This is a genomic window from Sphingomonas qomolangmaensis, from assembly GCF_024496245.1.
In the GTDB taxonomy this organism is placed as follows: Bacteria; Pseudomonadota; Alphaproteobacteria; order Sphingomonadales; family Sphingomonadaceae; genus Sphingomonas; species Sphingomonas qomolangmaensis.
In genome coordinates, this window is sequence record NZ_CP101740.1 from 3,281,154 (window position 1) to 3,304,348 (window position 23,195).

Consider the following 23,195-nt stretch of genomic DNA (forward strand, 5'->3'; position numbering starts at 1 on the left):
CCCGCGCTATGCTGCGCGCGCGCCAGTTATCCCTGCTCCCGTCCCCGTTGAGATCCCCGCCCATCGGAAGCATCTTCGGCTCAAGTGGTCAGGATATCAATCGGCTAGTGTAAATTGTTCATAGCCGTTGCGACGCAACTCACAGGCCGGGCAGTCGTCGCAGCCATAGCCCCATGGATGTAGCACGTCGTGGTCCCCCTTATAGCACGTATGGGTCCCGGTGCGGATGAGTTCGACAAGCGCTGCGCCGCCCAATTCTTCGGCGAGACGCCAGGTTGCCGCTTTGTCCAGCCACATTAGAGGCGTGTGGAGGACAGAGCGGTTGCCAATGCCGAGGTTGAGCGTGACCTGCAGCGATTTGAGCGTGTCGTCGCGGCAGTCGGGATAGCCCGAATAGTCGGTCTCGCACATGCCGCCGACCATGTGGCGAAGCTCGCGCCGGTAGGCGAGTGCCGCAGCCAGCGTGAAGAACAAGAGGTTCCGCCCGGGCACGAAGGTATTGGGAAGACCATCCTCGCGCATCTTGATCTCGGCGTTGCTGGTCAACGCGGTCTCGCTCACCTGGCCGAGGATAGACAGGTCGAGCATATGATCCGGGCCAAGACGCGTGGCCCAGTCGGGGTGCCGCTCGATAAGTTCCTGGCGAAAGCTGTCGCGGCATTCAAGCTCGACCCGGTGGCGCTGCCCATAGTCGAACCCTACTGTCTCGACCCTGTCGAAGCGGTCCAGCGCCCAAGCAAGGCAAGTGGCGCTGTCCTGGCCGCCGGAAAAGAGGACCAGTGCTCCTTCGCTCATGCCGCCACCTCTTCGCCCCAATAGCTGCAGGCATCGCCACTCGAATCGCGATAGACGCTAACCCTGTGGAGGTTGGCGAGGGTTGGACGCAGCCGGTCCCAGATCCACCGGCTAAGATTTTCCATTGTCGCGGGGCCCAGATCGTCGATCTCATCGAGGAAGCGGTGATCGAGTGCGTCGTGCGCATCTTCGATCGCACGCTGGAGCACCCCGAGATCAATGATCATGCCCGTGGCGGGATCGGGGCGCCCCCGCAAGAACACCTCGGCGCGGTAGCTATGACCATGAATGCGGCGGCTCGATTCGGTCTCTATTAAGCGGTCGAGCGTGTGCGCGGCGTCAAAACGGAACTGCTTGCTGAGTTCGAACATCAGCGGATCCCGATCATCTTGTGCGACTGAAGCGAAAGCCTCCAGCGCGGGTTGTCGGTACAAAATTGAATCGTGGCGGCCAGATTGGCATTCGCCTCGAGAGAGTCCATCGGCTGCAGAAAAAAGTGGTGAAAATCGAGTTCGGCGAAGCGCTGCGGTGCGGCTTTGGCCTGGGGATAGACGAGCTTGAGTTCATGTCCGCTCGTGAGCACCACTTCCGCGTCCGCCTTAGGCGAGACGCAAATCCAATCGATCCCCTCGGGAGGCTGCAGCGTACCATTGGTCTCAATTGCTATCTCGAAGCCGCGCGCGTGCAGCGCCGCCACCAGCGCGTCATCGACCTGCAACAAGGGCTCACCACCGGTCAGCACGACATAGCGCAGTTCTGCGGTTCCAGCCCATTCGCGCTCGATTGCGCCCGCCAACGCGTCCGCGTCCGCGAAGCGTCCGCCGCCTGTGCCGTCTAGTCCGACAAAGTCGGTATCGCAAAAGCTGCAGACCGCGTCCGCCCGGTCGATCTCGCGCCCCGACCAGAGATTGCAGCCGGCAAAACGACAGAACACCGCGGCACGCCCCATCTGTGCGCCTTCACCCTGCAGCGTCTTAAAGATCTCTTTGACCGCGTAGCTCATGCGTCGGGCAGCCCGTCGAGCAAAGGGGCAGGCGCAGCTTTGGCCCGGCGCCGTAGGTCGGCCTTCACCACACCGACCAGATAATGTTTGAGGAGCGCGACATCGCGATTGATGTTCTGAAGCCCATTCCAACGACGCACCTCATCGCCGAAATGCCACTCTCCCGAGGTCCAGGCGGTTCGGCCCTTCAGACAGGCGAGACCCTCCTCGAAATCGTCGATCGAACGCGCGTCCGCCCGCTGTGCGAGGACTTCCATGACGTCGCCGAGCGCCTGGATGCCTGCGCCGTGCAATAGCCTGGACGTCGCAGGTTTGTGGCCGTGCCAGTCGAGGGGGAACACGCGCTTCACGGCGTCGAAGAAGTTCGACACGATCTTCACGCACCGATCCTCACCCTTCGGCATGCGGACAAGTTCGCGCATCACGCCGTTGGACAGCGACTCCATCACGACCTTTTGCACCACGGTATCGGCGATCGACCCCTCGGGCATGGTGTGTTGCTTGATATAGCCTTTCAGCGCAGTATTTTCGTAATTCAGCCGGGCGGTGATTTCTGCCGCCGCCGAGCGACGCGATAGCCTTGGCGGCAGGTCATCCACGCTGGGCAACAGCTCATAGATGAGCGACTTGGGCAACGGCTTGGTGTTGTTGATCAGCACGAACTGCCGCCGCAGTTCGGCCTCATCGCGGCAGATCAACGCGGACACGAAAACTTGAAAATCCCGGTCCAACTCCGTCAGTGCAGACAGCCGCTGCTGGCCATCGACCACCAGGCCAGGCGCACCGCTGCTCACATCGATTTGCAGCCTCGCGGAGCCTTCCTCGCGGGCCTCGACAGTGACGCCCTGAATGAAGGCGACGACGATCGGGTTCGGAAGCACCGCATTGGGCTTTTCAAGATAGTCGCGGATCTCGCGGATATGCGCTGCGACCTGCGGTCGCTGGAACCCGCTAAGCACACCCTGCGCGCTGCGCCCGATCCGATCGATCGTCGCAAACCGCAAGATGTCGCCGGCCGTGGCTGCGAAGGTGAGGACCTGGTGCTCATCGCTTTGTCGCGCACAGACTGCGAGATAGGTCATAAGGTCGGTGGACGGCACGCTTCAAATCCAATCGTTCGATATGTTCGTGATAGATGGCGAGATTGTGGATTCCGCGGCGCTTATTCCGGTTGCTGCCGCGGAAAATGATAACTTCGACCCCCACGGTCGCGCAGATAGGGCAACCGCATTGCTTCCAGGGCTTTTCCATCAGCGTCTCGCGGTAGCGAACCGCCAATCGCGCCAGCAAAATGCTGTCGCGGCACTCTGCGTAGGATTTTTCTTCAACGAGCGCGGCGCTGTAGATGAGAATGGCCTGCAGCACATCGTCGATATCGGCGCCGCCAGCGTCATAGGCGCGCAGCGCAGACAATGCGGCGCTTTCCATCGCAACTAGATCCTCCGCCCGGAAAATTCCCTTCTTCACCGTCCGCTGAAGCTTGGGATTTTCGATCGCCTGCGGAATGCGGATCGACGTAAAATAGCGCAGCGCTAGGCCATCGCCCGGCAAATAGTAGTTTTGCTTGGCGTCCTTGAAGGCACGGATCAGCGGCGAGGTCGTGTCGAAGCTGGCGATATCAAAGCCGTGGAACCCGTCGATATCGTCCGCCTTGGCGAAGCCGAGGATATGCAGCCGCGTCGAGGATGGGATCACGTCGCGGATCGCTTCCAGGCACAATTTGATCTCGGGTGATTTGAGCGGGACCATGCCGCCAAGCGCCAGATAGTCATAGCCCATCGCCACGAGCCGGCGCGCCGCTTCTGCCATGCTCGCTGGCGACCAGCCTTGCACGACACCAAGCGGCTTGAAGCTTGCGTCCATCGCCAGCGCCTCGCGGCGAAACGCATCGGCATTTTCCAGCGTGATGTCGAAGCGGGCCTTGGCGTCGTCGCTGCCGCCGGCCATGCCGGTGGCGGCAGGATCGAAGTCGAAGATGATATGGTCGACTGAAGCGCCGTGCGTGAAGCCGCACTCGTCATAGAATTCGGCCATCTCCGTCGCGCTGTACGGAGGGCGCTCTTCCTGGACATAGGTGAAGGCGCCGCAATCGCCGAAGATATCCAGATCCTTGAATTGCGGCTTGTCGAGCCGGAGGAACTTGCGCGCGCCAACAAGGTGGAAGCGCCGGGCCTGGCTCGACGTGTATTTTCCTTTGACCCGGTGGTCGCCAATGATGCCGCGCGAGACCAGCACGCCGTCATAGGGCGCATAGCCCAGAATCTCATGCGGATAGGCATCGTCCCAATAGGGCTGACGCTCGGCGGGGCTGCGGTCCGCGATGAAGTCGAAGGCAGGGTCCACATAATCAAGGCTGTCGGCGAAGATGAACTTCATGGTTTCACTCGCGCCAACCGTCGATCGACGCGGCACAGATGCTCGGCGAGACGCTGAATATCCTGGGGGACCGACTGGACCTTATTCCATTTGACACCAAGTTCTTCCCATTCGCCACTGGTCCAGTGGCAGTGCGGGGCAAGGCGCTCCAACGAGGCGCGAACCTCTTTCTCCGGATCGGCCATGCTGTCGGCGCGCACCATGATCTGGTCCATCACCACGCCCATGGCACGGATCCCTGCCGAGTGCATGAGACGGCTCTGCGTCGTCTTCTTACCCCAGGCATCGGGAAAGGCGTCGCGAACCGCCGACCAGTAGATGAAGAGCGAGCGGTACATGGCGTCGGTGTCGACCTCGTCGCCGCCGCGATACTGCGACAGCGCGCCCATCGACGATTTGAGATTTTGTCCGATCGCAGCGCGCAGCGAGGAATCAGTAATCACGCCCACGTTTGCCGGGTCCGACTTGCGTTTGAGCATTTTGTAGAAGGGTGAGTTGGGATCCTTGGCGAGCTCGTCGGTTAGGACGCTGGGCAGGCGGCGCTCCTCGAGATCCTGCGGCAGCAATCCTCCGACAAGAGGGAGGAGTTCGTCGATCAGCCGGGCGGAGAGCGGTTTCGCCTTGTTGACCAAAATGAACTGCTCGCGCGCCGTTGCGAGATCCGCGCTTAGAAAGCCAACGACCGGCACAACGTGCGTGTCATTCTTTGCCTGCGCCAAGGCAAGCGAGCGCTGCTGACCATCGACAATCCAGGCGGCGCGTTTGCCCTGATCGCGGACGGGAATGCTGATCACGCCACCATCGCTAATGTCCGAACAGTTTTTAACCCCGCGTCCGCGGACCGCCTGAAAAGTGACATCCGACGAGAAAGCCAGAATGATCGCATTGGGAAACAGCACGGGGCCGGAATCGAGAAACTCCGTGATTGAGCGGACATGGTCTTTGATCTCCGGTCGCTGGAAACCTTCCAGCTGGTCGTTCGACCGCCCGACACGATTGATATCGGCGATCCGTGCGACATCGGCACCGCGCAGGAAGAACGAGAAAACCTCGATATTGTCGCCTTGGCGAGTGCGCGTCGCGCGGACCCGCAGTTTCTCCTGCATCCTCATGCGGTTCCGCCTCGTGTTGCGCGCATGTCGCGCATCAAGCCCGCGAACCGGCCTTGTTCGCAGGCAATGCCTAGATCGTCGCGAAGAAGCCTCAGCATCCGCGTTGACCGGCCCCCCATTGCATCCCAGTGCGCCGAAAGGATGGCGCGCAATTCTGTGTCGGTCTTGCGCTGTCCGACCGTCAGTTCCGGTGCGGTCCAGTCAGCGAGCGATGCATCGACCGCGAGCGCATGCTGCGCCGCCGATTGCGTCTCTCGCCCCGGCAAAATCGTTTCCGCGAAATGCCGCAGCGCGCGCGAAGCGAAGTTTTGCCGGGTGCCTCTGTACGTCTTGCTTTTGTCGTCCAGCCGCTCGTCATACGGCATTTGCAGATGCGCCAGGGCCTGAGGTGCCTGCATTCCGGAGAAAAGCCGGACGCGTTCCAGTGCCGCAGGCGGTAGCGCCAGCACCTCATCGGCGATCATTGCCAGATAGGGTTGCGGCAGCGCGATCAAGCACGGTCCATCAGATGTGTTCAGAACATGATCAAGTGACTGGGCCAAAGGCGAGTTCGCCTGCAGCCAGCGCCACCAACGCGCTGCTTTGTCGCCACCGCTGAGCAAAGCCAGGACGCTGTCGTTGCCGGCGAGGATCGTGGCTGCATAGTGTGGGACCGGTGCGTCCGCTGAAATCAAGCCCAGTCCGGCTGAAACGATTAGGTGCGGAAAGTCCAAATTTCTCGCAGCGCGCTGGCTTTCGGTATGGCTGCTGCCCTGATAGAGCGCCGCCGCCGACGTGAGCGCTTCACTTCCCTGAAGCGCACGGATCCATTGAGCGCCGACTTCCTCGATCGTGCCGGGCACAATGTTCGACGCCGAGGCTTGCACAGCTCCAGACTTCTTCTTCGTGCAAGCGGAAATCACGGCGCCCATGGCATAAACTGCAGCTTCGAGAAACGATACGATGTTATATACTCGATAGCATGTGCAATCCAGTCCGCATTTATTCTGCTTCTCGCTAACGGCCGGGCGCGCTGCACGGAAGCGGGTGGTTATCCGACAGGAGGTACGCCTTCTCAGCCACTCCGCACCGGCCTTAGCGCTAGCGCTCGGCCAGGAGCGCCGGCACGATTTTCATGCGTCGACGGTGGTATTGCCCCAACAACTTGATCAACTGAGTGCGGTCACCTTTGCTGTGGAATGTCGCCAGCAAGTCGGCCTCTGCGCCGACATCGCCCAGTATCTGTGCTTCGAGACGGCGAAACGGCGCGAGGCGATCATTGAGGTTTTGGGTGGCGCGAACATGCTCTGGGCTGCCGGTCGCGTTGGCGATATCAACAAAGAGGCGGGCTATCGCTGCGACCAAATCAGCATCACGTGTGATATTGGTCAACAAAGATCGCGGCGGCGAGGAACGCACGCGGCGTGCGGCGAGACCGAGAAGTTGCGCGTTCCAGTCGTATAGATCGCGTAGAGCAGCCTCGGTCGGCAGCGGCACGCGGAAGCCATTATGGTTCGGCGCCTCGACCAGTCTTTCGCCGGTGAGACGATGCAGGGCATCGCGTATCGGCGTGATGCTTGAGGCGATCTCCTTGCCTAGCATGGCGGGCTCGATCGGGGTGCCGGGCGGAAGCTCGCCTTCCGCCAGCATGCGCTTGATATCGTGATATACGCGCTCGAAGGTGGCGCCGGGGCTCATGGTTCATCCTTGATCGCGCTGCCCAGCGACATGCGCCTCCATCAGTGCCTGCTGATCAGGTCGTAGCGCATCGATCGCGCCGAGCGGGTGGGGGGGGCTATCGCCCAGCAGGAGCGATGGGCACTGCCCTTCATAGTTGCCAAGGTTCGGGCGGTGCTGGCGGTAGCCTATCAGTGCTGCGAGTTCGGGCGCGAAGTGTTTCGCTGTTTCGGGCGGATAGGCCAGCCACTGGTTCTCATAGGGCTTGAGCCAGCCCAGGCAGTAGCTGACGATCGCGCCGCGGCGAACGGTGAAGCTGCGGTTGCCGCCGGCACCGTGCAGCGTTGAACCGAGGAAGATCAGCGCATCGCCGGGGTCGAGATCGACCGCGATCGGCGCGGTGTCGGGATCGGGATCGAGCGCCTTGGCACCATGGCTACGCGGCCAGATCAGGGTGGTGCCGTTCATCTCGCGATAGGGCGTGAACGGCCACATCACGTTGACGAGATATTCGATGGTGCCGGTAGGACCGCGCCACATATCCTGGTCGCGATGCGGGAGTTGCGGCAGCGCTTGCGGGTGGAGTGCGATCGCCTGGGTCAGGTTGAGCTGAATACAGTCGCACCAGGGGCCAAGGACCTGCTCGGCGATGCCAAGAATCTCCGGGTGCATCACGAGTTCGGCGGCATGGGGGCTGCGGGCGAGCAGCCGGCCGAACCGCTTGGTGCGCTCGCCATAGAAGCCGCCCTGGCAGAACGGCGTGTCGGCGAAATTGTGCGCCAGGTCGGCGTCGAGCGCCTTGATCGTCTCGGCCGCGAGCGCGTCGGGGACGACGCAATAGCCTTGCTCGACGAGTTGCACCATCGGATAGGACGCGGTCGAGGCCTGGGGGGCGGAGGTAAGGGACTGGGTTGCCATCACGCCGCCTCCTGGTGGAGATCGACGGCGGCGAAGATGCCGCGGCGCGCCAGAAGTGCCGGAGTGTCGGTGCTGATCTCGATCCTGATCGCGCCGATCGTCATGTTGTTGATCGTACGCGGGGCGCCGAGCAGTTCAGCCCGCCAGCCGAATGCAAGAATCTGCTTCAGCCATCCCTGCTCGGCGACGCCGGTATAGGTCGTGATGCCTTGGTCTAGCGCATGATGCGCGAGCCCGGCGACCAGTGCGTCGCGCCATTGGCGGCGCGCGGCCGCCTTGAGGCTGCGGTCGAGGCAGAAGCGGGTGATCTCCCAGGTGTCGGGGCCGCTGGGAGGGGGGGCGTCGCACAGCTCGGCGAACAGGTCGCCGACGATGTGCGGCCGGGTCGTCGGCAGCAGCCGTGCCGAGGCCAGGTGGTTCTGGGCGTCGTCGGCGAGAATCAGGTATCTCGCATAGCGGTCGTCAAACTGGTCGATCTCGTATCGCCCGGCGAGAACCGGCACGTCCCAGCCGAGCAGGTCGACGAAGACGCGCTTCCTGGCTTCGAACATCGCGCGCATCACCGCGTCGCTTGCGGCGCTGTCGTCGTCGTGTGTGAATAGCATGGCAAGGCTTCCTTGGTCGTGGAAGCCTGATGCTGTGCCTGGTCGTCCGAGGTTGCCATTCCCCAGAAATGGGGAGTTTCAGCGTCGCAGCGCATCGGTGAAGGTCAGCGCCCCGTCATAGAGGGCGTGGATCGCGAGCTGGGTACGGTTGCCGACCCCGTAGCGGCTACGGGCCTCCTTCATGTGCTGGATCGCTGTGTCATGCCCGATGTCGAGGATCTGCGAAATTTCCCAGTCCGACTTGCCGCGCGCGGCCCAGTAGATGCAGTCGCGCTGACGGTCGCTGAGCCGCGGTCGGTCGGAATCGATGCGACGTATACCCGACAGGCGACGCGCGGCCTCAAACGCCGTGGCGCCGACATATTGCGCCAGCGGCATCCATTCCATCCTGTAGGGCTTCCCGCTGACGGTCGCGAAGGAGCACGAGCCCGCCGATTCGCCCGGGACGTGCGCCGGGACCGTGAAGCCGTCCGCCAGCCCGATGCGCCGCGAATGCGCGAGGATCTCCTCGTCGCGCCGCGTGATCACAATGAGCTGGGGCAGTTTCGACCAGTGGAAGCCGACATTGGTCAGGTGGCTCGCCCGGTGCACCGGGTCGGAGGGTCCGAGCCGCTCAGCGTCGAAATATGCCTCCCACTCGCCGGGATAGTTGTGGATCCGGATCGCCGGCTGCGGCGCTCGCGGGATATCCACGTGATGCGCCAGCGCGAAATGCTGGAAGCCCATCTCGCGCGCGATCGCGTCGAGCAGGTCGCCGAGTTCGGCGATGCTTTCCGCGGCCTGCACTGCGATTGCGAATTTCTCTGCTGTCGCGAGTACCATAGGCCATGCCACGCCGATGCCGGACGCGCCCCAAGCCGCTGCGCCCTCGTCCCAGTCATGCCCTGTCCGCGCGCGCCGCTTTTCCGTCGACACCGCAGATGGATCGATGAGCATTCGATATTCGGTTCGCGCCTCGAGGGCAAATCAGGGTCGCGGCAACCACGGTTAAGCGGCTCTGGAGCTGGCGCATTGTCTCGTCTGGCCGGCGATGGGGCCCGCGCCTGAGGGCCGTCCCGACTGGCGGGACAGCGCGCCGTATCGCGCGCTGGAGGGTATCGATCGCGCGGGCCTCGCCTGGGAGTGGCTGCGCCGCGATCCTGCCTATGCCGCGATGAGCGCGCGCCTGCGGCGCAGCAACAGCATCGTATTGCATCTCGAGATGGAGGCGGAGGCCCGAGCTTTTGGACTCTGCTTTCGCGGAAGATGCGGCGCGGCCGGCACCCGAGGCTCGCTTGCTCTGGCACGCGGACCTCGACCCGTTCGTTCTCCAGGTCCGCGCGTTGCCGGCCGCAGGATCGGACCCCGAGGCGATCGACTTGGCGCGTCTGGCGCGCTGGGCCACAATAGTGCGCGGCGGCGGACGTGAGCATGTCGCTTTGTCCGATGGCTGGCACCGCATTCGGATCGACGTGGTCGAGGGCACATTGGTCGAGGAGGGGCCGGCGCGGCTCGACTATCTCCTGTCTGGGCTGACCCAACTCGATGCCCACGTCCTGACCCTGCGGCGCATGCTCGGGCTGTGGCGTACCGGGCGGTTCGCCGGGACGCTCTATCCGACTGAGCCCGGCCTGCCGCGGCGACTCGAGACACTGCGCGTCGGGGATGCGATCGCAGCAGGCGCATCCTATCGCGAGATGGCAGTTGCCCTTTATGGCGAGCAGCTCGTCGGCTCCGAGTGGAAGGGGCGGTCTGACTTTCTAATGTCGCGGGTGCGCCGGCGTGTCGAGGAGGCTACGCGCATGGCGGCTGGCGCCTGGCGGGCGCTGCTGCGCACCTGAGCCAGACCTCTGCGCTGTGCCCAGGTCGGCGGCGCCTTTGGGTTCCGGTCAGATCCAGCCATTCCGGAATGCTTCCAACAGCGCCTCCAGCCATGCTGCAACGTGCACCCGCAAGCGGGCATTAGATGTAGGCGGCCTGGAAAGCAGATCACCGGCTAGAAAGGATGACAATGTTCCCGTCGGGGTCGCGAAAGCGGGCCGACGTTCCCCGAAGGCTGCCGCCGGCATGTCGATATCAACCCCTGGTTCCGTTAGCTGGAGCTCGGTGGGCGCCCAAAAGTTGTCGTTCGATAGCGGCGGGACTGATTGACTGATCCGTTCCAGCCCACTCATTATTTTTCAAGTATTGATGTCGCTCGTTGCCCCGGGCCTGGCTATTCTTCGATATCATCTCCGTCGAACTGTACGTGAAATCGTTCCAGTCGTAATTCCCGTCGAGCTTCGAGCCTGCTTTGACGCGCTTCGGCGTTCTCTTCTTCGCGCAGAAGCATGTTCTGCTCCATCACAATGAGAGTAGCCGTTACCCGCTCATCCTCCTCTATGTGTTTGCGATCTATCTCGAGCCTTTCGGCAAAGGCAATTGCCTCGCCCTCCTTGTAAATTGCGCCTAAGGAACGAAAGCATATCTCGGCACTCTCCAGGTTATCGGGAGCGGAACGTCGCAGACGGGCGATGCGGGAGGGGTGGGGAATCCGAGCGAGTCGAATTTCTACGCCGGCGAGGCGCGGTGACGAACGAATGTGCGAGGCTCCGTCGCCTGGGACAGGCTCGATTTCGGCCCAGGTCGTGAAGACGCGAGCGACTTGATCGCCGAGCAGCACGACCAGCCGGTCGTGCAGGCGACCCTGTCTCGCCCAGTTGTCGAGTCTCTCGCGCGCGACCGTGACGTCCACGAACATCTTCTTGTCGGCGCCCTCCGGGATCGCCGGGTTGAGATTGTCGAGTTCCAGACCGTCTTCGAGGTAGCACGTCATCTCGGCGTCTCCGACAGCGAATTCGGCCAGTATTCTGGTCGATTCCGCTTCCGGGTGCCACGACGTCTTGGGAAAGCGGGGGCTCGGATTCATACCGATCAAGAGCGGGCAGGGCATCGTCACCTCATTTTCGAATGCGACGAGGGTTACGCCGCAAATCTGAATACTCCCTTCTCAGATTGCCTTGTCCGAGCGTGGCCTTGGCCTCAATCAACATACTCTCTTCAGGCGGTCCAACTCGTCGACGGCAGCGTCCAGCGTCAGAACCAGCGGCACCGACACGCGCTTCGTGCCAGTGAACTTGAGCGGTAGCTCGGCCCGAACCGGCGCTTCGGGGCCATTGTACAGGACGCGCGCCTCGGCCCGCTCGAAGTCGAACATCAGGAAAATGAGGTGATCCGCGCAGCCCTCCCCCGGCGAGAACGCTGGCCCTTTGCCGATTCCGCTGGCCTTGATCTGCACCGTGCGACCATCACGCGTCAGGGCGTCGACGCCCGGCATGCGTTTCCGGCAAAGCCCCAGGCCAAAGGCGCTCGCAGCCGTGGCCTCGCCAATGTCGCCGACCAGCCGGCCATCGAGCGTGAAGCGCAGGTCGGTTGCCGCGTATGAGAGGACCAGCGCGCGGTGGGCTGTAACCAACGTCCTCACCGCCTCGGGCAGGCGTATTGTACCAACCGATTGGTCGGTGCGGGCAGCGCTCGAATCTTCGTCGCGCTTCATGCCAGGGCCTTGCCAGCCGCGATCAGGCTCCGGACATCCATGTCCGATACGCCGCATCGGCGCAGGAATGCAGCCGAGAAGACAGCCGTCGCACGGCGCCGGCCCCGTTTGAGTTCGTATCTGTGCAGTTCCACCTTGCAGGACTTCAGCGCCTTGATGAGATGCGCTGTCGGATCGCCTGGCAGCAGCAACAGCCTCGCGTGCGCTGCGAGATCCGGCAACACGATGGGATAAAGAGTGAGCTGACCAACGCCGCAATAGACATCGGCGGCCGAAACACCGGTCTTGATTTCTATAAGCAACGGCCCCGCGCCGGTGTCGATCGCCCCATCGACCTCGTAATTGGCCGCGTGGCGCGGCTTCTGGATTTCTATCCCGAATGGCTTCAGCACTTCTTCGAGGCATTCAAGAACATACCCCTGGATGCGCAGCACGCGCGTCGGCTGCAACGCAGGGTCGATGTCGTACCAGCCGCCTCGCTCCCGCTTGCCGAACAGCGCAGCCATCTGGCTCTGATCGTCAGCGGCTTTTTGCCCGTAGGTGCGCGCGTTCCAGCAGGTCCGGACGAATTCGGCGGTCGAATCGCGGATCGCAGCATGGGAGACGTGATCCAGCGGCGTGACGATGTGCCACTCCTTTCGCGACGGCGCCCCCTTTACCTGCATCGGCTCGGGCTCGAGGCCGGTCCGGCGCGTGAACTCGCCCCATTGTATGCGCGGCGACGACGGGCTCTCGTGCAGGTCCCCCTGGCGCACCAGATATCGATCGCCCCTGTCATCCACTGCTATCGTGGTCCCCGGGTTCTCCGATCCCGCGGTCCCGGGCTGATTCAACTGCACGGCTGTACCGGCTGCGGACCCTACCCAGAAGTCGAGGTGCATCCTCTCGTGCCTGGCGTTGCGCCGAAAACGGACTTCGGTGCCGACGATCTGCTGAGCGGCGCCCACCGGTTCGGATCCCGCGATCAGGATCCGATGCCATTCCAGGTAGGCATCCGCAACCAGCCTCGCCTCACCCGACAGCCTCAGCCCTTTAATTCCGGCCATTCAGATTTCCCCTGCCTGGTGATTAGTCACGGCGCAGCCCGTTCCTAACGGACGGCTTCATGGCGTTTCAAAAGCCATCTCGCAGTCACGACGACCGCCTGAAGGCGGAACAGTGCGTCCGATTGATTCGAGATCCCGGGGTGCGCGCCATCGGGATGAAGAAGCTTCGCCAGGCCCGGAAGGAATGCGTGCCCATTGCCTTCCCCAAACTCGTGCTTCGCACGCGAGAGGAACCCCCTGTCCGCAAGCAGCCGGCGTTTCGCGAGCCCGCCCTGCAGGGATGCTGCTTCGGCACCGTAAAGATCGTCTGCGATCGCGTCGGTAAGCGCTTCGAGGAAGGTGCGGCATTGACCGTTCGCCGCCTCCCAGTCGCGTTGCGTGATGTTTTCTCTCGCGCTGTCGAGATGGCGCATTGCGACCTCAAAGCCGTTTGCGTCGAGCAGCAGGTCCACCTCGCTCGCGCTCTCGGGAAGCTCCACGAAGGCAGGCATGCTGATTGTAAATCCCGAGGGCACTTTCCGGGTATCGAAGAGCCCGTCAACGGCGCTGAACATGAGCGAATAGCCGTCGAGGTTGAGGTAGCGCTCGAGCTTCTCGAGCAATGCCGCGGCCCGCCTCTCCTTCCTTGCGATTTCTATTGCCTTGTCGACAAGGACGGCAGCGAGCGGCCGTTCGCCTCTGTCGGTCATCACCCGGTGCGATGCATTCAGCACCGCGAATTTCTTCAGGTTCAGCATCGTCTTTGCGACCGAGCCGCCGCTCGCCACCTGATCTAGCAGATCATATTCGAGGACGAGACCTTCGATCTCGGCATTGGTCCCGATGAAATTCATGATGTCGCAGGCGGTGACGATCACTCCACTACGAAGCGCGGGAGGTGCGTGGGTCATATCACTTTCTGGCACAGTGGCAGCTGTCAGGCGAGACTTGCGGTTAGCTCTTGAACATTGAGCAGCTGACCCGCAGCGGCAAGGCCATATTCGCGAGAAGGGCGCCTCGGGGACGCGACGCGGATTGTCGGAGCGCGGGTTTGGCGGGTGCTCACACTGCGGCTGCACGCAGCCACAGGGTTCGCGAGAAACTCGTTTGCCCGCGCATGCACACTTGCCTTTGACCGGGGGGCGCGGCGGCGGCTGGCGCACGGTTTGCGCGCGCACGCCGCCCCGCCTGCGTTGTCGGCAAGAGTGCGTCTTATTCGTGCATCGCGTCGCTGCGACCGCGCTCTACGGCGCATGCGCGCCGCCGGGCCGCGTGCCGCGTCCCGGCCTTGGCGGTGACGATCGCTGGCGCATGCTGATGTGGACGGCGCGCTGGCGCGCCGGCGCTGTCTGGCCGCTCCCGGTCAGCGGGATGGCCGTCGCGCCCGTCTAGGCCCGCTCGGGCGGGGCGCAACCCGGGCGCTGCCCGGGTCCTCCACTGCGTTGCTGCCTGCGGTGCGCCCCGCCCCTGGCCGCGGGCCTTCCAGGGCTTCCTCGCCGCCCACCCCGCTTTCCGGGGCCGGGTGCTGTTTTTGGTGAGGAGGTAGATCGTGAGCAAGGACCACAAGCGTCGGACGCGGGGAGAGGTAGAGGGGAGCACGGCTCGCGCCTCGATCTATGGAGAGGTAACCGCGCGGGTCGTGGCCGAGCTTGAGGCCGGGCGCTTCCCATGGGTGCAGCCGTGGGACGCTGCTGCCGCAGCGCCGGGCCTGCCGCGCAATGCCGCTTCTAACCGCGCCTATTCGGGGATCAACGTCCTGATCCTGTGGGGCGAGGTGATCGCGCGGGGCTATGCTTCGCAGGGCTGGCTGACCTTCCGGCAGGCGCTGGATGCCGGCGGGTGCGTCCGCAAGGGCGAGCATGGAGTCGGCGTGGTCTATGCCGATAGGTTCACGCCGGAGGCCGAGAAGGAGCGAGCGGTAAGCGAGGGCGGCGAGGCCCGCGCCGTGCCCTTCCTCAAGCGCTTCACCTTGTTCAACGTCGCGCAGTGCGACGGCCTGCCCGAGCGGATGCTCAGCGGTGCGGCGCCCCTGCCGCCGCGCGAGATCGTCCCGGTCGCCGAGGCGCTGATAGCGGCGACCAGCGCCGATTTCCGGATCGGCGGGGCCGAGGCCTATTATGCGCCGGCGCAGGATTATGTGCGGGTGCCGCCGCAGCCCGCGTTCCGGCATCAGATCGATTATTATCGCACCGCGCTCCACGAACTGGGCCACTGGACCGGGCATCCGAGTCGCCTTGCGCGCGATCTGTCCAACCCCTTTGGCAGCGAGGGTTATGCCCGCGAGGAACTGGTCGCCGAACTGGCGTCTGCCTTTCTCTGCGCCGCGCTCGGGATCGTGCCGAGCGTCCGCCACGCCGATTATCTGGGCTCCTGGCTCGCCGTGCTGCGCGCCGACAATCGCGCGATCTTTCGCGCCGCAAGCCTCGCCAGCAAGGCAGCCGACTTCCTGCTCACCTTCCATTCGGAAGCGCCTGCGATGGAGGGCGCAGCATGAGCCTGCTCACACCAGAGCTTCGCGCCGCGCTGCGCCAGCAGGCCTGTAGCGACGCCGCCGACAAGCGTCCGCTCGCCAAGCTGTTCAACCCGATGGGCGCTGCGACATGGCTGGCGAGCGAACTGGGCGAAGACGGCGATACGCTGTTCGGGCTGGCCGATCTCGGCTTCGGCTGTCCCGAACTTGGCTATTTTTCTTTGCGCGAGATCGAGGCGCTGCGCTTGCCGTTCGGTATGCGCATCGAGCGCGACCTGACATTCGCGACCCGCCATTCGCTCGCGGTCTGGGCAGCCTGGTCGCGAAAAGCGGGCTCGATTCTCTCAGCCGAGGCGCTGCTCCGCCGCGCCACCGCGACCGGATCCGATCTGGCCGACCGGTTTCCGCCGTCCGGGTGACGGCGGGAAAGGCGCGCGGCGCGCCTTTCGCCGCAACCCCGAAAACCGGTCCCGCCCACTTCTCAAGATGCACGGGGCCGGTGCTCACAAGGAGCAAGACCCATGAAACTAGAATTCATCGCGATCGACAAGCTCTATGTTGATAAGGCCAATATGCGCTTCGCCAAGCGCCCGCCCGATGTCTCCGACATCCTGCCGAGCGTCCGCAAGCGCGGCATCCTCCAGACCCTGATCGTCCGGCCCGGCGAGGAAGATCGCTTCGGCATCCTCGCTGGTGCGCGCCGCTTCCGCGCCGGAGAACTCATCGCCGCCGAGCGCGTCGGCGATGGAGAAAGGTTCCTCTATCCATGTGCGATTCTTGAAGACGGCGACGATGCCGCTGCCGTCGAGGCGTCGCTGATCGAGAACATGGCGCGGCTCGACCCCGACGAAGTGACTCGCTGGGAAACCTTCGTCCGGCTGGTCAAGGAAGGCCAGTCGCCGGAGGAGATCGCCGATACCTTCGCGCTGCCGGTGCTCGCCGTCCGACGCACGCTGGCGCTCGGCAATCTGCTGCCGCGCATCCGCTATCTGTATCGTCACGACAAGATCGATGCCTCGACGGTGCGCCACCTCACCCTTGCCACCAAGGCTCGGCAAAAGGACTGGCTGGCGCTGTGGGACGCGCCCGACAGGCATTGCCCGACCGGCTGGCAGCTGCGCGGCTGGCTGCTCGGCGGGCAGGCGATCTGCGCTCGTTACGCGCTGTTCGACGTCGAGACGAGCGGGGTCGCTTTGGTCGCAGACCTGTTCGACGAACGGCGCTACGTAACCGATAATGATGCCTTCTGGGCGGCGCAGGACGCGGCGATCGAGCAGCGCCGCGTCGCCTATCTGGAGGCGGGATGGACCGGCGTCGAGATCGTGCCGCCGACCGAGCATTTCCAGCACTGGGAATATGAGCGGGCCCCCAAGCGCAAGGGCGGGCGCGTCTATATCGAAGTGCGCGCCAGCGGCGAAGTGGTCTTCTACGAGGGCTATCTCAGCCGCAAGGAAGCCAAGCGCCTCGCGCGCGGCGAGGCGCCCGAGAGCGACCACCCCAAGCCGGTGCGCCCCGAGGTGACCGGCCCGATGCAGACATATATCGACCTGCATCGCCATGCCGCCGTGCGCGCCGCCTTGCTCTCGCGGCCCAAGGTCGCGCTCAGGCTGATGGTCGCGCATGCGATTGCGGGCTCGCATCTGTGGCGGGTCACCTCCGAGCCGCAGGAAGCGCGCAGCGATGCCGTCCGGGAGTCGGTCGAGACCTGTCACGGCGAGACGGTGTTCGATGCCCGGCGTCGCCCCTTGCTGGCGGCGCTCGGCATGGATCCCGAGACGCCGACCTTGTGCGGCGGCGCCGTGGAAGGCGTGGACGGGGACCGCTTGACGGCGACTTTCCTGCCGCTGCTCGACCTCCCCGACCGCCTCGTCATGGATGCGGTCGCGGTGCTGATCGGCGAGACGCTCGCCGCCGGGAGCCCGGCGGTCGAGGCGGTCGGCGTCGAGCTGGGCGTCGGCATGGCGAACTGGTGGCAGGCCGATGGCGCTTTCTTCGAGCTCGTCCGCGACCGGCAAGTGCTCACCGCCATCGTCGCCGAGGTCGCGGGCGAGAGCGTCGCCAATGCCAATGCCGGCGAGAAGACGGCGACGCTCAAAAAGATCATCGCCGATCATCTCGGCGGTGCCGATGGGCGACCCAAGGTCGAGGACTGGGTGCCGCGCTGGATGGCGTTCCCGCCGTCCGCCTATACGACGCGCGGCGGCGTCGGCACCGTGAGCGCCTCTGCCAGAGCCGAGGCGGCTCGGCCCGTACCGGCCCCTGAGTCGGTCGTCGAATCGCAGGCGTTGGCCGCCTGAACCCTTGCGGGGCGGCGCATTGCCGCCCCGCCATTTGCCCGTGGTTCGGCGCCGACCGCACCCTCAACGTGCCGCGCGCCGGATAACCTTCTTGGTCGCGCCGCACAGCGAACAGGGATCGATACTGCGCTCGAACCCACCCTGGCCGGCGAGGTCGCGGGTCTTGTGATCGACCTGCTGCCGAACGCTGAGGGCCAGTTGATCGGCGATGCAATCGTCGCAGACCGGCCCCTGGGACCGCGGCTCGAACAATGCCCTGATCTGGCCCAATATTGTCATGACTTCCCCCTGAGTTCGGCTTCATAACCTGCGCGGAGCGTCAGCGCAGCCGGGCTGCGGCGTGCCAGATTGCGCGCGACCGGGGCACCGAAATGGGGGCAGGCAACGCTCCTCCGCGTCCTTCACGCAGCCGCATGCGGCCTCTTCCACGATGGCCGTCTGGCACCGCGCGGCCTTGGCCAGCAACGGCGTCGCCGGCTTTCTTCCCCGGCTTGGGGCTCAGCCCCGGCGCCTTCCTCGCGAGGCAAGAAAGCCGGCTTTCGCCGTCCTTCGCTGTCGCTTCGGCCCGTCCCTGCGGGCCGGATGCATGCCGGCCGTCGCGATGCCCGCTCGACGCCATCGAGGCCGCAATGGTGCGGCTTCGAGGAAACGAGGAGAATACCCATGGCCACCATCGGCAGCTTCACCCGCGACGAATCGGGCGTGTTCACCGGCACCATCCGGACCCTGACGCTCAATGCGAAGGCGAGCATCAAGCCCGCGAGCAAGGACAATGACAAAGCGCCCGATTACCGCATCACGACTTCGCAAGGCGTCGAATTCGGCGCCGGCTGGACCAAGATCTCGCGCGAAGACCGGCCCTATGTCTCGGTAAAGCTCGACGATCCCTCGCTCCCCGCGCCGATCTACGCGACCCTGGTCGAGGGCGAGCAAGGCACGCACAGTCTGATCTGGTCGCGCTGAGCCTCCGCGTCCCGCGCTTCCCCGGCGCGGGACGTGCCCCCAAGGGGTGTCGAATCCGGGCTATGCCCTTTTCGACACTCCTCGCGGGGTGCCCGGCACGCCATCCCCGGTGTCGTTCGAAGCATCGAAGGATTGCGGCATGGACGGCGACGATATCGACCGGGCAACGCGCGCGAAGCGCGGCTCGCCCTTCCTCAACACCGAGCAGGCAGCAAGCTATCTCGGGCTCTCGGGGCGGTCGCTCAAACGGCTGCGGGTGCGCGGGCAGGGCCCGGTATTCCGCCGGCATTGCCGCTTCGTCCAATATCATATCGACGATCTCGACGCCTGGAGCCGCGAGCATAGCGCGCGCGGGATAAGCTCGTGAAGGCGAAGCGTCCGCCTGCCGAGGCGCCGCTGCTCGCATGGGGCGAGGCGCGCTTTGCCCATAACCAGCGCAAGTTGCGCCATCTGCGCCTGGCAATCCTCGGCGGCGCGGCGATGGTGCTCCTCGCAGCACCGGCGGTCTATTCGCCGACGCCGCGGCTTGTCTGGAACGCCAGCGTGAGCGCGCCGATCGGACTTTATTGGGTGTGGCCCGGCGGCGCCGTGTCGCGCGGCGACATGGCGATCGCATGGGCGCCGGATCCGTGGCGGACGCTCGCCGCACGCCGTCATTATCTCCCTGCCAACGTGCCGCTGGTGAAGCGCGTCGCCGCCGTTCCGGGCGACCTGGTGTGTGCCTTCGGACCAACGATTCTGGTAGGTGGCGAGCCGGTAGCGACCCGTCTCGTGCGCGATACCAGCGGGCGCAGTTTGCCCTGGTGGCAGGGTTGCCACCGGCTCGCCGCGCACGAATATCTGCTGCTGATGGACGCGCCCGCCTCGTTCGACGGGCGCTATTTCGGGATCACCAATCGCCGCGATTTCATCGGCCGGGTGAGGCTCATATGGCGGCGCTGAGCGGCTTCGCGCTGGCGGCGCTGCTAGCCTTGCCGGATCCGTCGGGCATCGGCGGGGTCTCGCGATGGTCGGTGGAGATCCAGGCCGCCGCAACACGCTGCGGCGTGCCCGGGGAATGGATTGCGCGGGTGATGCAAGCGGAAAGCGCCGGCAAGACAACCATCGATGGGCGCCCGATCCGCAGCGTTAAGGGCGCGATCGGGTTGATGCAGCTGATGCCCGCGACCTGGGCTGAGTTGCGGCGCGACCTCGACCTTGGTGACGACCCGGACCTGCCGGCCGACAACATTGTCGCCGGTGCTTGTTATCTGCGGCGCATGTACGACCGGTTCGGCTATCCCGGGCTGTTCGCTGCCTATAACGCCGGCCCCGCGCGCTATGCCGCTTGGCTCGGCGGCGAGGCCAGGTTGCCGGCCGAAACCATGGCCTATCTGCGCAGTGTCAGCGGGGATGTGCCGGCCCCGACAGAGGCCAGTTCCCCACCGGCCCACACGCTGTTTCTCGTACGCCGCGTCGCGCCTTCGCCGACCCGCGAAGCCAGTTATTCGAACCCAGTGCTCGCGATATTCGTGCTCCGCCGAGAGGTCCCGTGAGATGATAGGGAGGGAGGGCTCGTCGTGAAGTCCCAGCATGACGGACGACGAAGCGGCCCTCAAGGCCCATGGGTGCCCCCCAATTTGCTGCGCAAATCGGTTCCCCCCATGTCCGCTTCGCGGCGCCTGCGCTGTCGCTTCGGCGGCCCTGACCGCCACTCCGCCGTCCGTCCCCGAGATGCTGTCCTCGATAGTGAGGACTGCAAGCGGAGAATGATCATGGCACAGTTGGTATCCATCTCGGGCGCGGCCGATCGCGTGATGGCGGCACTGGTTTCGGGGCTTGAAATCGAGTTCGGAAGGCAAGCAGGCGCGGCACTGGCTGAGCGGTTCCTCGAGGCCGAGGAAGCCGATTTCCACTGGGAGGCGCGGGTCCTGGAACGCTGGCTCGGCTGCTATCATGGCGTCGAGGAAGCAGAAATCGACCTCGACCGGGTGCGGATCATCGGCCAGATCGGCGGGCGCTGGTTCGTCGCGGTGATGCTCGTCGATGGCGATGGCAACGCCCACGGTATGCTCGGCAAACGTAACTTCCGAAGCGCACAGCAGGCGCGAAGGGCGTTCGCGGATGCGTGAGAAATGCCCCGACACGGGCCGGGATGCGCTGCTCTGCAGGCAGCGTGTCCCGGCTCTCTTTTTGCGCCGGGTGGCAAGCGAAAGGGAGGAAAAGGGAAAACAAGATAAAGGCAGCGTCTCGCGACACCTGCCAGGTCTTTGTCTGCACATCCTTTTTTCGCGAGACCCGGCGGCCGGCGCGCGAGACAGGTTTCGCAGGGGTGGCGGAAATTCGCCGTTTTTCGGGCCGATGCGCGATATTCTGCGAGGCGGGCGGTGAGCGACGACGAGTTTACGCCGAGGCCCGGCAAGCCCGGCGCCGGCGACGGCAGGCACCTCGTGAAATATGGCGGACGCGTCCTTGCCGCCGCGCGGCTGGCAGGAAGCAAAAGCGGAGTCCGTGCGCGACGGTTCGACGGCAGCCGGATCGGGCGCGGTGCGAGCATCGCTAGGCTGCTGTCGAGCCGTGACCGGTTTGGCGGGTCCCGGGCGCGGCGCGCGATCGTAAAGGCAAGGCTCGTGCGCATGGCCGGGACCGGGCTGCCGGCGGCGCGTGCACACCTGCGCTATATCCAGCGTGACGGTGTGACGCGCGAGGGAGCTGCCGGCGAGCTCTACGGGCGCGATGTCGATACTGCCGACGGCAAGGCGTTCCTCGATCGCTGTACCGAAGATCGCCACCAGTTCCGCTTCATCGTTTCCGCCGAGGACGGCGCCGAATATCCCGACCTCAAGCCCTATATCCGTCGCCTGATGGCGCAGGCCGAGCACGACCTTGGCACCCGGCTCGATTGGGTGGCGGTCGATCACTTCAACACCGACCAGCCGCACACCCATATTATGCTGCGCGGCGTCGACGACCGCGGCGAGAATCTTGTCATCGCCCGCGAATATATTGCGCATGGACTTCGCGAGCGCGCTGCCGGGCTTGCCACGCTGGACCTTGGCCCGCGCACCGACCGCGAGATCGAGAGCCGGCTTCGCCACGATGTGGGGCAAGAGCGGCTGACCGCGATCGATCGCCGCCTTCTTCGCCGTATGGATGCCGACCGCGTCACCGGCCCTGCCCACAATGATCCCTTCCAGCAGGCGGTGGCGACGGGGCGCTTGAGAAAGCTGGGCGCGATGGGGCTGGCTGAGGATCTGGGCGGTGGCCGCTGGCAGCTCGCCCAAGGGCTGGAGGAGACGCTCCGCCGTATGGGCGAGCGCGGCGACATCATCCGGCTGATGCAGCGCGAGCTTACGGCGCGCCGGCTAGACCGGGCGCACGCCGACCGCGTTATCGAAAGCGATTTGCCTGCAACGTTGATCGGGCGCGTCATCCGGCGCGGCTTTTCGGACGAGCATCGCGACCGCCACTATCTCATCGTCGACGGGATCGACGGACGAGTTCATTATCTTGACATCGGCCGCGCCAGCGCCACCGATCCGACACCCGAGGGTGCCATCGTGCGGGTTGCGCCGCGGACGGCCGAAATGCGCGAGGCCGACAGGACGATAGCGGCGGTGGCGAAGGCGCATGGCGGACGATACTCGGTCGAGCTGCATCTCGAGCATGATCCGGATGCCAGCAGGCCGTTCGCGGAGGCACATGTCCGTCGCCTGGAAGCGATGCGGCGTGCCAGCGTTGTCGAGCGCGAGGCGAACGGGAGCTGGATCATATCCGGGGACCATGTCGACCGGGCCACTGCCTACGAGAGCCGGCAGCTTCGGGACCGACCCGCGGCAATCGAGACCCTTTCTTCGATGCCACTCGACCGCCTGCCTGTTGCAGAGGCCGCTACCTGGCTGGACCGGGTGCTCGCCGGAGACGAGCCGGTGGTGGCGCGCGACGCCGGGTTCGGGCGCGAGGTGCGGGTCGCGCTTGCCACGCGGCGACAATGGCTGGTCGAACAAGGGCTCGCCGATACAGAGGGCGAGGGCGGAGCGAGGCTGAGGCGAGGCGTGCTGGTAGCGCTACAACGGCGCGAGCTGCTACGCGCCGCAGGCACGCTGCGCGAGGAGCTTGGCAAGGCGTTCGTCGAGGCCGGGCCCGGCCAGAAGGTCGAAGGCCGGCTGACGAGGCGCGTCGCGCTGGCGAGCGGACGCTATGGCCTTGTCGAGCGCAGCCGGGAGTTCACGCTGGTGCCATGGCGACCAGTGCTTGATCGGCATCTTGGCAAGCCGGTCGGGGGTATCATGCGTGCCGACGGGATAAGCTGGCAGCTGGGCCGAAGCCGTAGCGGACCGCAGGTATCATGATCTGCTCGAACTGTTGCCGGACGGGGCGTGCTCCGGCAACTCGCAAAGGGCGGATGAACGCGGCACCAGTGTCATGGGCGTGGGCCCGGATCTTCGAGGCGTTGCCGCTTACCCGATAATCTATGCGCGG

Annotated in this window: 27 protein-coding genes and 1 pseudogene; 12 read left to right on the top strand and 16 right to left on the bottom strand. The window is 64.8% G+C overall.

Annotated features, from left to right (window positions below):
- Positions 1 to 96: 96 nt before the first annotated feature.
- From queC to NMP03_RS15490, 11 genes are all read right to left on the bottom strand, one after another.
- Complete coding sequence (gene queC, locus NMP03_RS15440) at positions 97 to 795, bottom strand: 7-cyano-7-deazaguanine synthase QueC (RefSeq protein WP_256506378.1); 699 nt, start codon at positions 793 to 795, stop codon at positions 97 to 99.
- On the bottom strand, positions 792 to 1,166 hold the full coding sequence (locus NMP03_RS15445) for a 6-pyruvoyl trahydropterin synthase family protein (protein WP_256506379.1): 375 nt from the start codon (positions 1,164 to 1,166) through the stop codon (positions 792 to 794). The genes queC and NMP03_RS15445 overlap by 4 nt, the downstream gene beginning before the upstream one ends.
- A complete protein-coding gene (gene queE, locus NMP03_RS15450; protein WP_256506380.1) occupies positions 1,166 to 1,798 on the bottom strand; it encodes a 7-carboxy-7-deazaguanine synthase in 633 nt (210 codons plus the stop codon). The genes NMP03_RS15445 and queE overlap by 1 nt, the downstream gene beginning before the upstream one ends.
- Positions 1,795 to 2,880 (bottom strand): DGQHR domain-containing protein DpdB, encoded by a 1,086-nt coding sequence (dbpB, locus tag NMP03_RS15455; protein WP_256506381.1) that lies wholly within the window; start codon positions 2,878 to 2,880, stop codon positions 1,795 to 1,797. Before dbpB (NMP03_RS15455) ends, queE begins: the two co-directional genes overlap by 4 nt.
- Entirely contained in the window at positions 2,843 to 4,174 is a 1,332-nt protein-coding gene (dpdA, locus tag NMP03_RS15460; protein WP_256506382.1) for a tRNA-guanine transglycosylase DpdA, read from the bottom strand. The genes dbpB (NMP03_RS15455) and dpdA overlap by 38 nt, the downstream gene beginning before the upstream one ends.
- Complete coding sequence (gene dbpB, locus NMP03_RS15465; RefSeq protein ID WP_256506383.1) at positions 4,171 to 5,280, bottom strand: DGQHR domain-containing protein DpdB; 1,110 nt, start codon at positions 5,278 to 5,280, stop codon at positions 4,171 to 4,173. The genes dpdA and dbpB (NMP03_RS15465) overlap by 4 nt, the downstream gene beginning before the upstream one ends.
- 2 nt (positions 5,281 to 5,282) lie before the next feature.
- Positions 5,283 to 6,197: a hypothetical protein gene (locus tag NMP03_RS15470; protein WP_256506384.1), complete on the bottom strand. Its 915-nt coding sequence runs from the start codon at positions 6,195 to 6,197 to the stop codon at positions 5,283 to 5,285.
- Between the two features lie 169 nt (positions 6,198 to 6,366).
- Positions 6,367 to 6,963, bottom strand: a complete 597-nt coding sequence (locus tag NMP03_RS15475) for a GntR family transcriptional regulator (protein WP_256506385.1) — start codon at positions 6,961 to 6,963, stop codon at positions 6,367 to 6,369.
- Between the two features lie 3 nt (positions 6,964 to 6,966).
- Entirely contained in the window at positions 6,967 to 7,860 is an 894-nt protein-coding gene (locus NMP03_RS15480) for a phytanoyl-CoA dioxygenase family protein (RefSeq protein WP_406697927.1), read from the bottom strand.
- On the bottom strand, positions 7,860 to 8,465 hold the full coding sequence (locus NMP03_RS15485) for an acyl-homoserine-lactone synthase (protein WP_256506387.1): 606 nt from the start codon (positions 8,463 to 8,465) through the stop codon (positions 7,860 to 7,862). Before NMP03_RS15485 ends, NMP03_RS15480 begins: the two co-directional genes overlap by 1 nt.
- A 78-nt stretch (positions 8,466 to 8,543) precedes the next feature.
- Positions 8,544 to 9,401, bottom strand: a complete 858-nt coding sequence (locus tag NMP03_RS15490) for a LuxR family transcriptional regulator (RefSeq protein ID WP_256506388.1) — start codon at positions 9,399 to 9,401, stop codon at positions 8,544 to 8,546.
- Positions 9,402 to 9,495: 94 nt separating this feature from the next.
- Here NMP03_RS15490 and NMP03_RS16245 point away from each other — a divergent pair.
- Positions 9,496 to 9,645: pseudogene (locus NMP03_RS16245) on the top strand (transcriptional regulator domain-containing protein); the annotation flags it as partial.
- Between the two features lie 94 nt (positions 9,646 to 9,739).
- Complete coding sequence (locus NMP03_RS15495; protein WP_256506389.1) at positions 9,740 to 10,285, top strand: DNA -binding domain-containing protein; 546 nt, start codon at positions 9,740 to 9,742, stop codon at positions 10,283 to 10,285.
- Positions 10,286 to 10,659: 374 nt separating this feature from the next.
- Here the strand turns inward: NMP03_RS15495 and NMP03_RS15500 are convergent, their stop codons facing one another.
- From NMP03_RS15500 to NMP03_RS15515, 4 genes are all read right to left on the bottom strand, one after another.
- The gene (locus NMP03_RS15500) at positions 10,660 to 11,361 is read right to left on the bottom strand and encodes a hypothetical protein (protein WP_256506390.1); all 702 of its coding nucleotides are present in this window, start codon (positions 11,359 to 11,361) and stop codon (positions 10,660 to 10,662) included.
- Positions 11,362 to 11,469: 108 nt separating this feature from the next.
- On the bottom strand, positions 11,470 to 11,979 hold the full coding sequence (locus tag NMP03_RS15505; RefSeq protein WP_256506391.1) for a DUF6998 domain-containing protein: 510 nt from the start codon (positions 11,977 to 11,979) through the stop codon (positions 11,470 to 11,472).
- Complete coding sequence (locus tag NMP03_RS15510; RefSeq protein ID WP_256506392.1) at positions 11,976 to 13,025, bottom strand: hypothetical protein; 1,050 nt, start codon at positions 13,023 to 13,025, stop codon at positions 11,976 to 11,978. Before NMP03_RS15510 ends, NMP03_RS15505 begins: the two co-directional genes overlap by 4 nt.
- A gap of 44 nt (positions 13,026 to 13,069) precedes the next feature.
- Positions 13,070 to 13,882 carry a hypothetical protein gene (locus NMP03_RS15515; protein ID WP_256506393.1) on the bottom strand — a complete coding sequence of 271 codons (813 nt, stop codon included), beginning with the start codon at positions 13,880 to 13,882 and terminating at the stop codon, positions 13,070 to 13,072.
- Between the two features lie 340 nt (positions 13,883 to 14,222).
- Here NMP03_RS15515 and NMP03_RS15520 point away from each other — a divergent pair, with 340 nt between their 5' ends.
- From NMP03_RS15520 to NMP03_RS15535, 4 genes are all read left to right on the top strand, one after another.
- A complete protein-coding gene (locus tag NMP03_RS15520; RefSeq protein WP_256506394.1) occupies positions 14,223 to 14,396 on the top strand; it encodes a hypothetical protein in 174 nt (57 codons plus the stop codon).
- 247 nt (positions 14,397 to 14,643) lie between these two features.
- Entirely contained in the window at positions 14,644 to 15,498 is an 855-nt protein-coding gene (locus NMP03_RS15525; RefSeq protein WP_455153308.1) for an ArdC family protein, read from the top strand.
- Positions 15,495 to 15,893 carry a DUF2958 domain-containing protein gene (locus NMP03_RS15530; RefSeq protein WP_256506396.1) on the top strand — a complete coding sequence of 133 codons (399 nt, stop codon included), beginning with the start codon at positions 15,495 to 15,497 and terminating at the stop codon, positions 15,891 to 15,893. Before NMP03_RS15525 ends, NMP03_RS15530 begins: the two co-directional genes overlap by 4 nt.
- Positions 15,894 to 15,995: 102 nt before the next feature.
- Positions 15,996 to 17,771 carry a ParB/RepB/Spo0J family partition protein gene (locus tag NMP03_RS15535; protein ID WP_256506397.1) on the top strand — a complete coding sequence of 592 codons (1,776 nt, stop codon included), beginning with the start codon at positions 15,996 to 15,998 and terminating at the stop codon, positions 17,769 to 17,771.
- Between the two features lie 63 nt (positions 17,772 to 17,834).
- Here NMP03_RS15535 and NMP03_RS15540 read toward each other — a convergent pair whose 3' ends face one another.
- A complete protein-coding gene (locus NMP03_RS15540; protein ID WP_256506398.1) occupies positions 17,835 to 18,050 on the bottom strand; it encodes a hypothetical protein in 216 nt (71 codons plus the stop codon).
- 384 nt (positions 18,051 to 18,434) lie between these two features.
- Between NMP03_RS15540 and NMP03_RS15545 the strand changes: the two genes are divergently transcribed.
- The 6 genes from NMP03_RS15545 (at position 18,435) to rlxS (ending at position 23,065) form a co-directional block, all read left to right on the top strand.
- Entirely contained in the window at positions 18,435 to 18,734 is a 300-nt protein-coding gene (locus NMP03_RS15545; protein ID WP_256506399.1) for a DUF736 domain-containing protein, read from the top strand.
- Between the two features lie 139 nt (positions 18,735 to 18,873).
- Entirely contained in the window at positions 18,874 to 19,101 is a 228-nt protein-coding gene (locus NMP03_RS15550; RefSeq protein WP_256506400.1) for a helix-turn-helix domain-containing protein, read from the top strand.
- Positions 19,098 to 19,676 (top strand): S26 family signal peptidase, encoded by a 579-nt coding sequence (locus tag NMP03_RS15555; protein ID WP_256506401.1) that lies wholly within the window; start codon positions 19,098 to 19,100, stop codon positions 19,674 to 19,676. The genes NMP03_RS15550 and NMP03_RS15555 overlap by 4 nt, the downstream gene beginning before the upstream one ends.
- On the top strand, positions 19,664 to 20,269 hold the full coding sequence (locus NMP03_RS15560; RefSeq protein ID WP_256506402.1) for a lytic transglycosylase domain-containing protein: 606 nt from the start codon (positions 19,664 to 19,666) through the stop codon (positions 20,267 to 20,269). The genes NMP03_RS15555 and NMP03_RS15560 overlap by 13 nt, the downstream gene beginning before the upstream one ends.
- Positions 20,270 to 20,488: 219 nt before the next feature.
- Positions 20,489 to 20,845 (top strand): hypothetical protein, encoded by a 357-nt coding sequence (locus NMP03_RS15565; protein WP_256506403.1) that lies wholly within the window; start codon positions 20,489 to 20,491, stop codon positions 20,843 to 20,845.
- 255 nt (positions 20,846 to 21,100) lie between these two features.
- Complete coding sequence (gene rlxS / locus NMP03_RS15570) at positions 21,101 to 23,065, top strand: relaxase/mobilization nuclease RlxS (RefSeq protein ID WP_256506404.1); 1,965 nt, start codon at positions 21,101 to 21,103, stop codon at positions 23,063 to 23,065.
- The last annotated feature ends 130 nt before the right edge of the window (positions 23,066 to 23,195 follow it).

Coding starts and splice junctions, on each gene's coding strand:
- NMP03_RS15540 (WP_256506398.1), bottom strand. CDS start 18,050: ATGACAATATTGGGCCAGATCAGGGCATTGTTCGAGCCGCGGTCCCAG.
- NMP03_RS15505 (WP_256506391.1), bottom strand. CDS start 11,979: ATGAAGCGCGACGAAGATTCGAGCGCTGCCCGCACCGACCAATCGGTT.
- queE (WP_256506380.1), bottom strand. CDS start 1,798: ATGAGCTACGCGGTCAAAGAGATCTTTAAGACGCTGCAGGGTGAAGGC.
- NMP03_RS15485 (WP_256506387.1), bottom strand. CDS start 8,465: ATGCTATTCACACACGACGACGACAGCGCCGCAAGCGACGCGGTGATG.
- NMP03_RS15535 (WP_256506397.1), top strand. CDS start 15,996: ATGAAACTAGAATTCATCGCGATCGACAAGCTCTATGTTGATAAGGCC.
- NMP03_RS15530 (WP_256506396.1), top strand. CDS start 15,495: ATGAGCCTGCTCACACCAGAGCTTCGCGCCGCGCTGCGCCAGCAGGCC.
- NMP03_RS15550 (WP_256506400.1), top strand. CDS start 18,874: ATGGACGGCGACGATATCGACCGGGCAACGCGCGCGAAGCGCGGCTCG.
- NMP03_RS15480 (WP_406697927.1), bottom strand. CDS start 7,860: ATGGCAACCCAGTCCCTTACCTCCGCCCCCCAGGCCTCGACCGCGTCC.
- queC (WP_256506378.1), bottom strand. CDS start 795: ATGAGCGAAGGAGCACTGGTCCTCTTTTCCGGCGGCCAGGACAGCGCC.
- NMP03_RS15545 (WP_256506399.1), top strand. CDS start 18,435: ATGGCCACCATCGGCAGCTTCACCCGCGACGAATCGGGCGTGTTCACC.
- dbpB (WP_256506381.1), bottom strand. CDS start 2,880: ATGACCTATCTCGCAGTCTGTGCGCGACAAAGCGATGAGCACCAGGTC.
- NMP03_RS15510 (WP_256506392.1), bottom strand. CDS start 13,025: ATGGCCGGAATTAAAGGGCTGAGGCTGTCGGGTGAGGCGAGGCTGGTT.
- dbpB (WP_256506383.1), bottom strand. CDS start 5,280: ATGCAGGAGAAACTGCGGGTCCGCGCGACGCGCACTCGCCAAGGCGAC.
- NMP03_RS15475 (WP_256506385.1), bottom strand. CDS start 6,963: ATGAGCCCCGGCGCCACCTTCGAGCGCGTATATCACGATATCAAGCGC.
- NMP03_RS15445 (WP_256506379.1), bottom strand. CDS start 1,166: ATGTTCGAACTCAGCAAGCAGTTCCGTTTTGACGCCGCGCACACGCTC.
- NMP03_RS15565 (WP_256506403.1), top strand. CDS start 20,489: ATGGCACAGTTGGTATCCATCTCGGGCGCGGCCGATCGCGTGATGGCG.
- NMP03_RS15470 (WP_256506384.1), bottom strand. CDS start 6,197: ATGGGCGCCGTGATTTCCGCTTGCACGAAGAAGAAGTCTGGAGCTGTG.
- NMP03_RS15560 (WP_256506402.1), top strand. CDS start 19,664: ATGGCGGCGCTGAGCGGCTTCGCGCTGGCGGCGCTGCTAGCCTTGCCG.
- NMP03_RS15490 (WP_256506388.1), bottom strand. CDS start 9,401: ATGCTCATCGATCCATCTGCGGTGTCGACGGAAAAGCGGCGCGCGCGG.
- dpdA (WP_256506382.1), bottom strand. CDS start 4,174: ATGAAGTTCATCTTCGCCGACAGCCTTGATTATGTGGACCCTGCCTTC.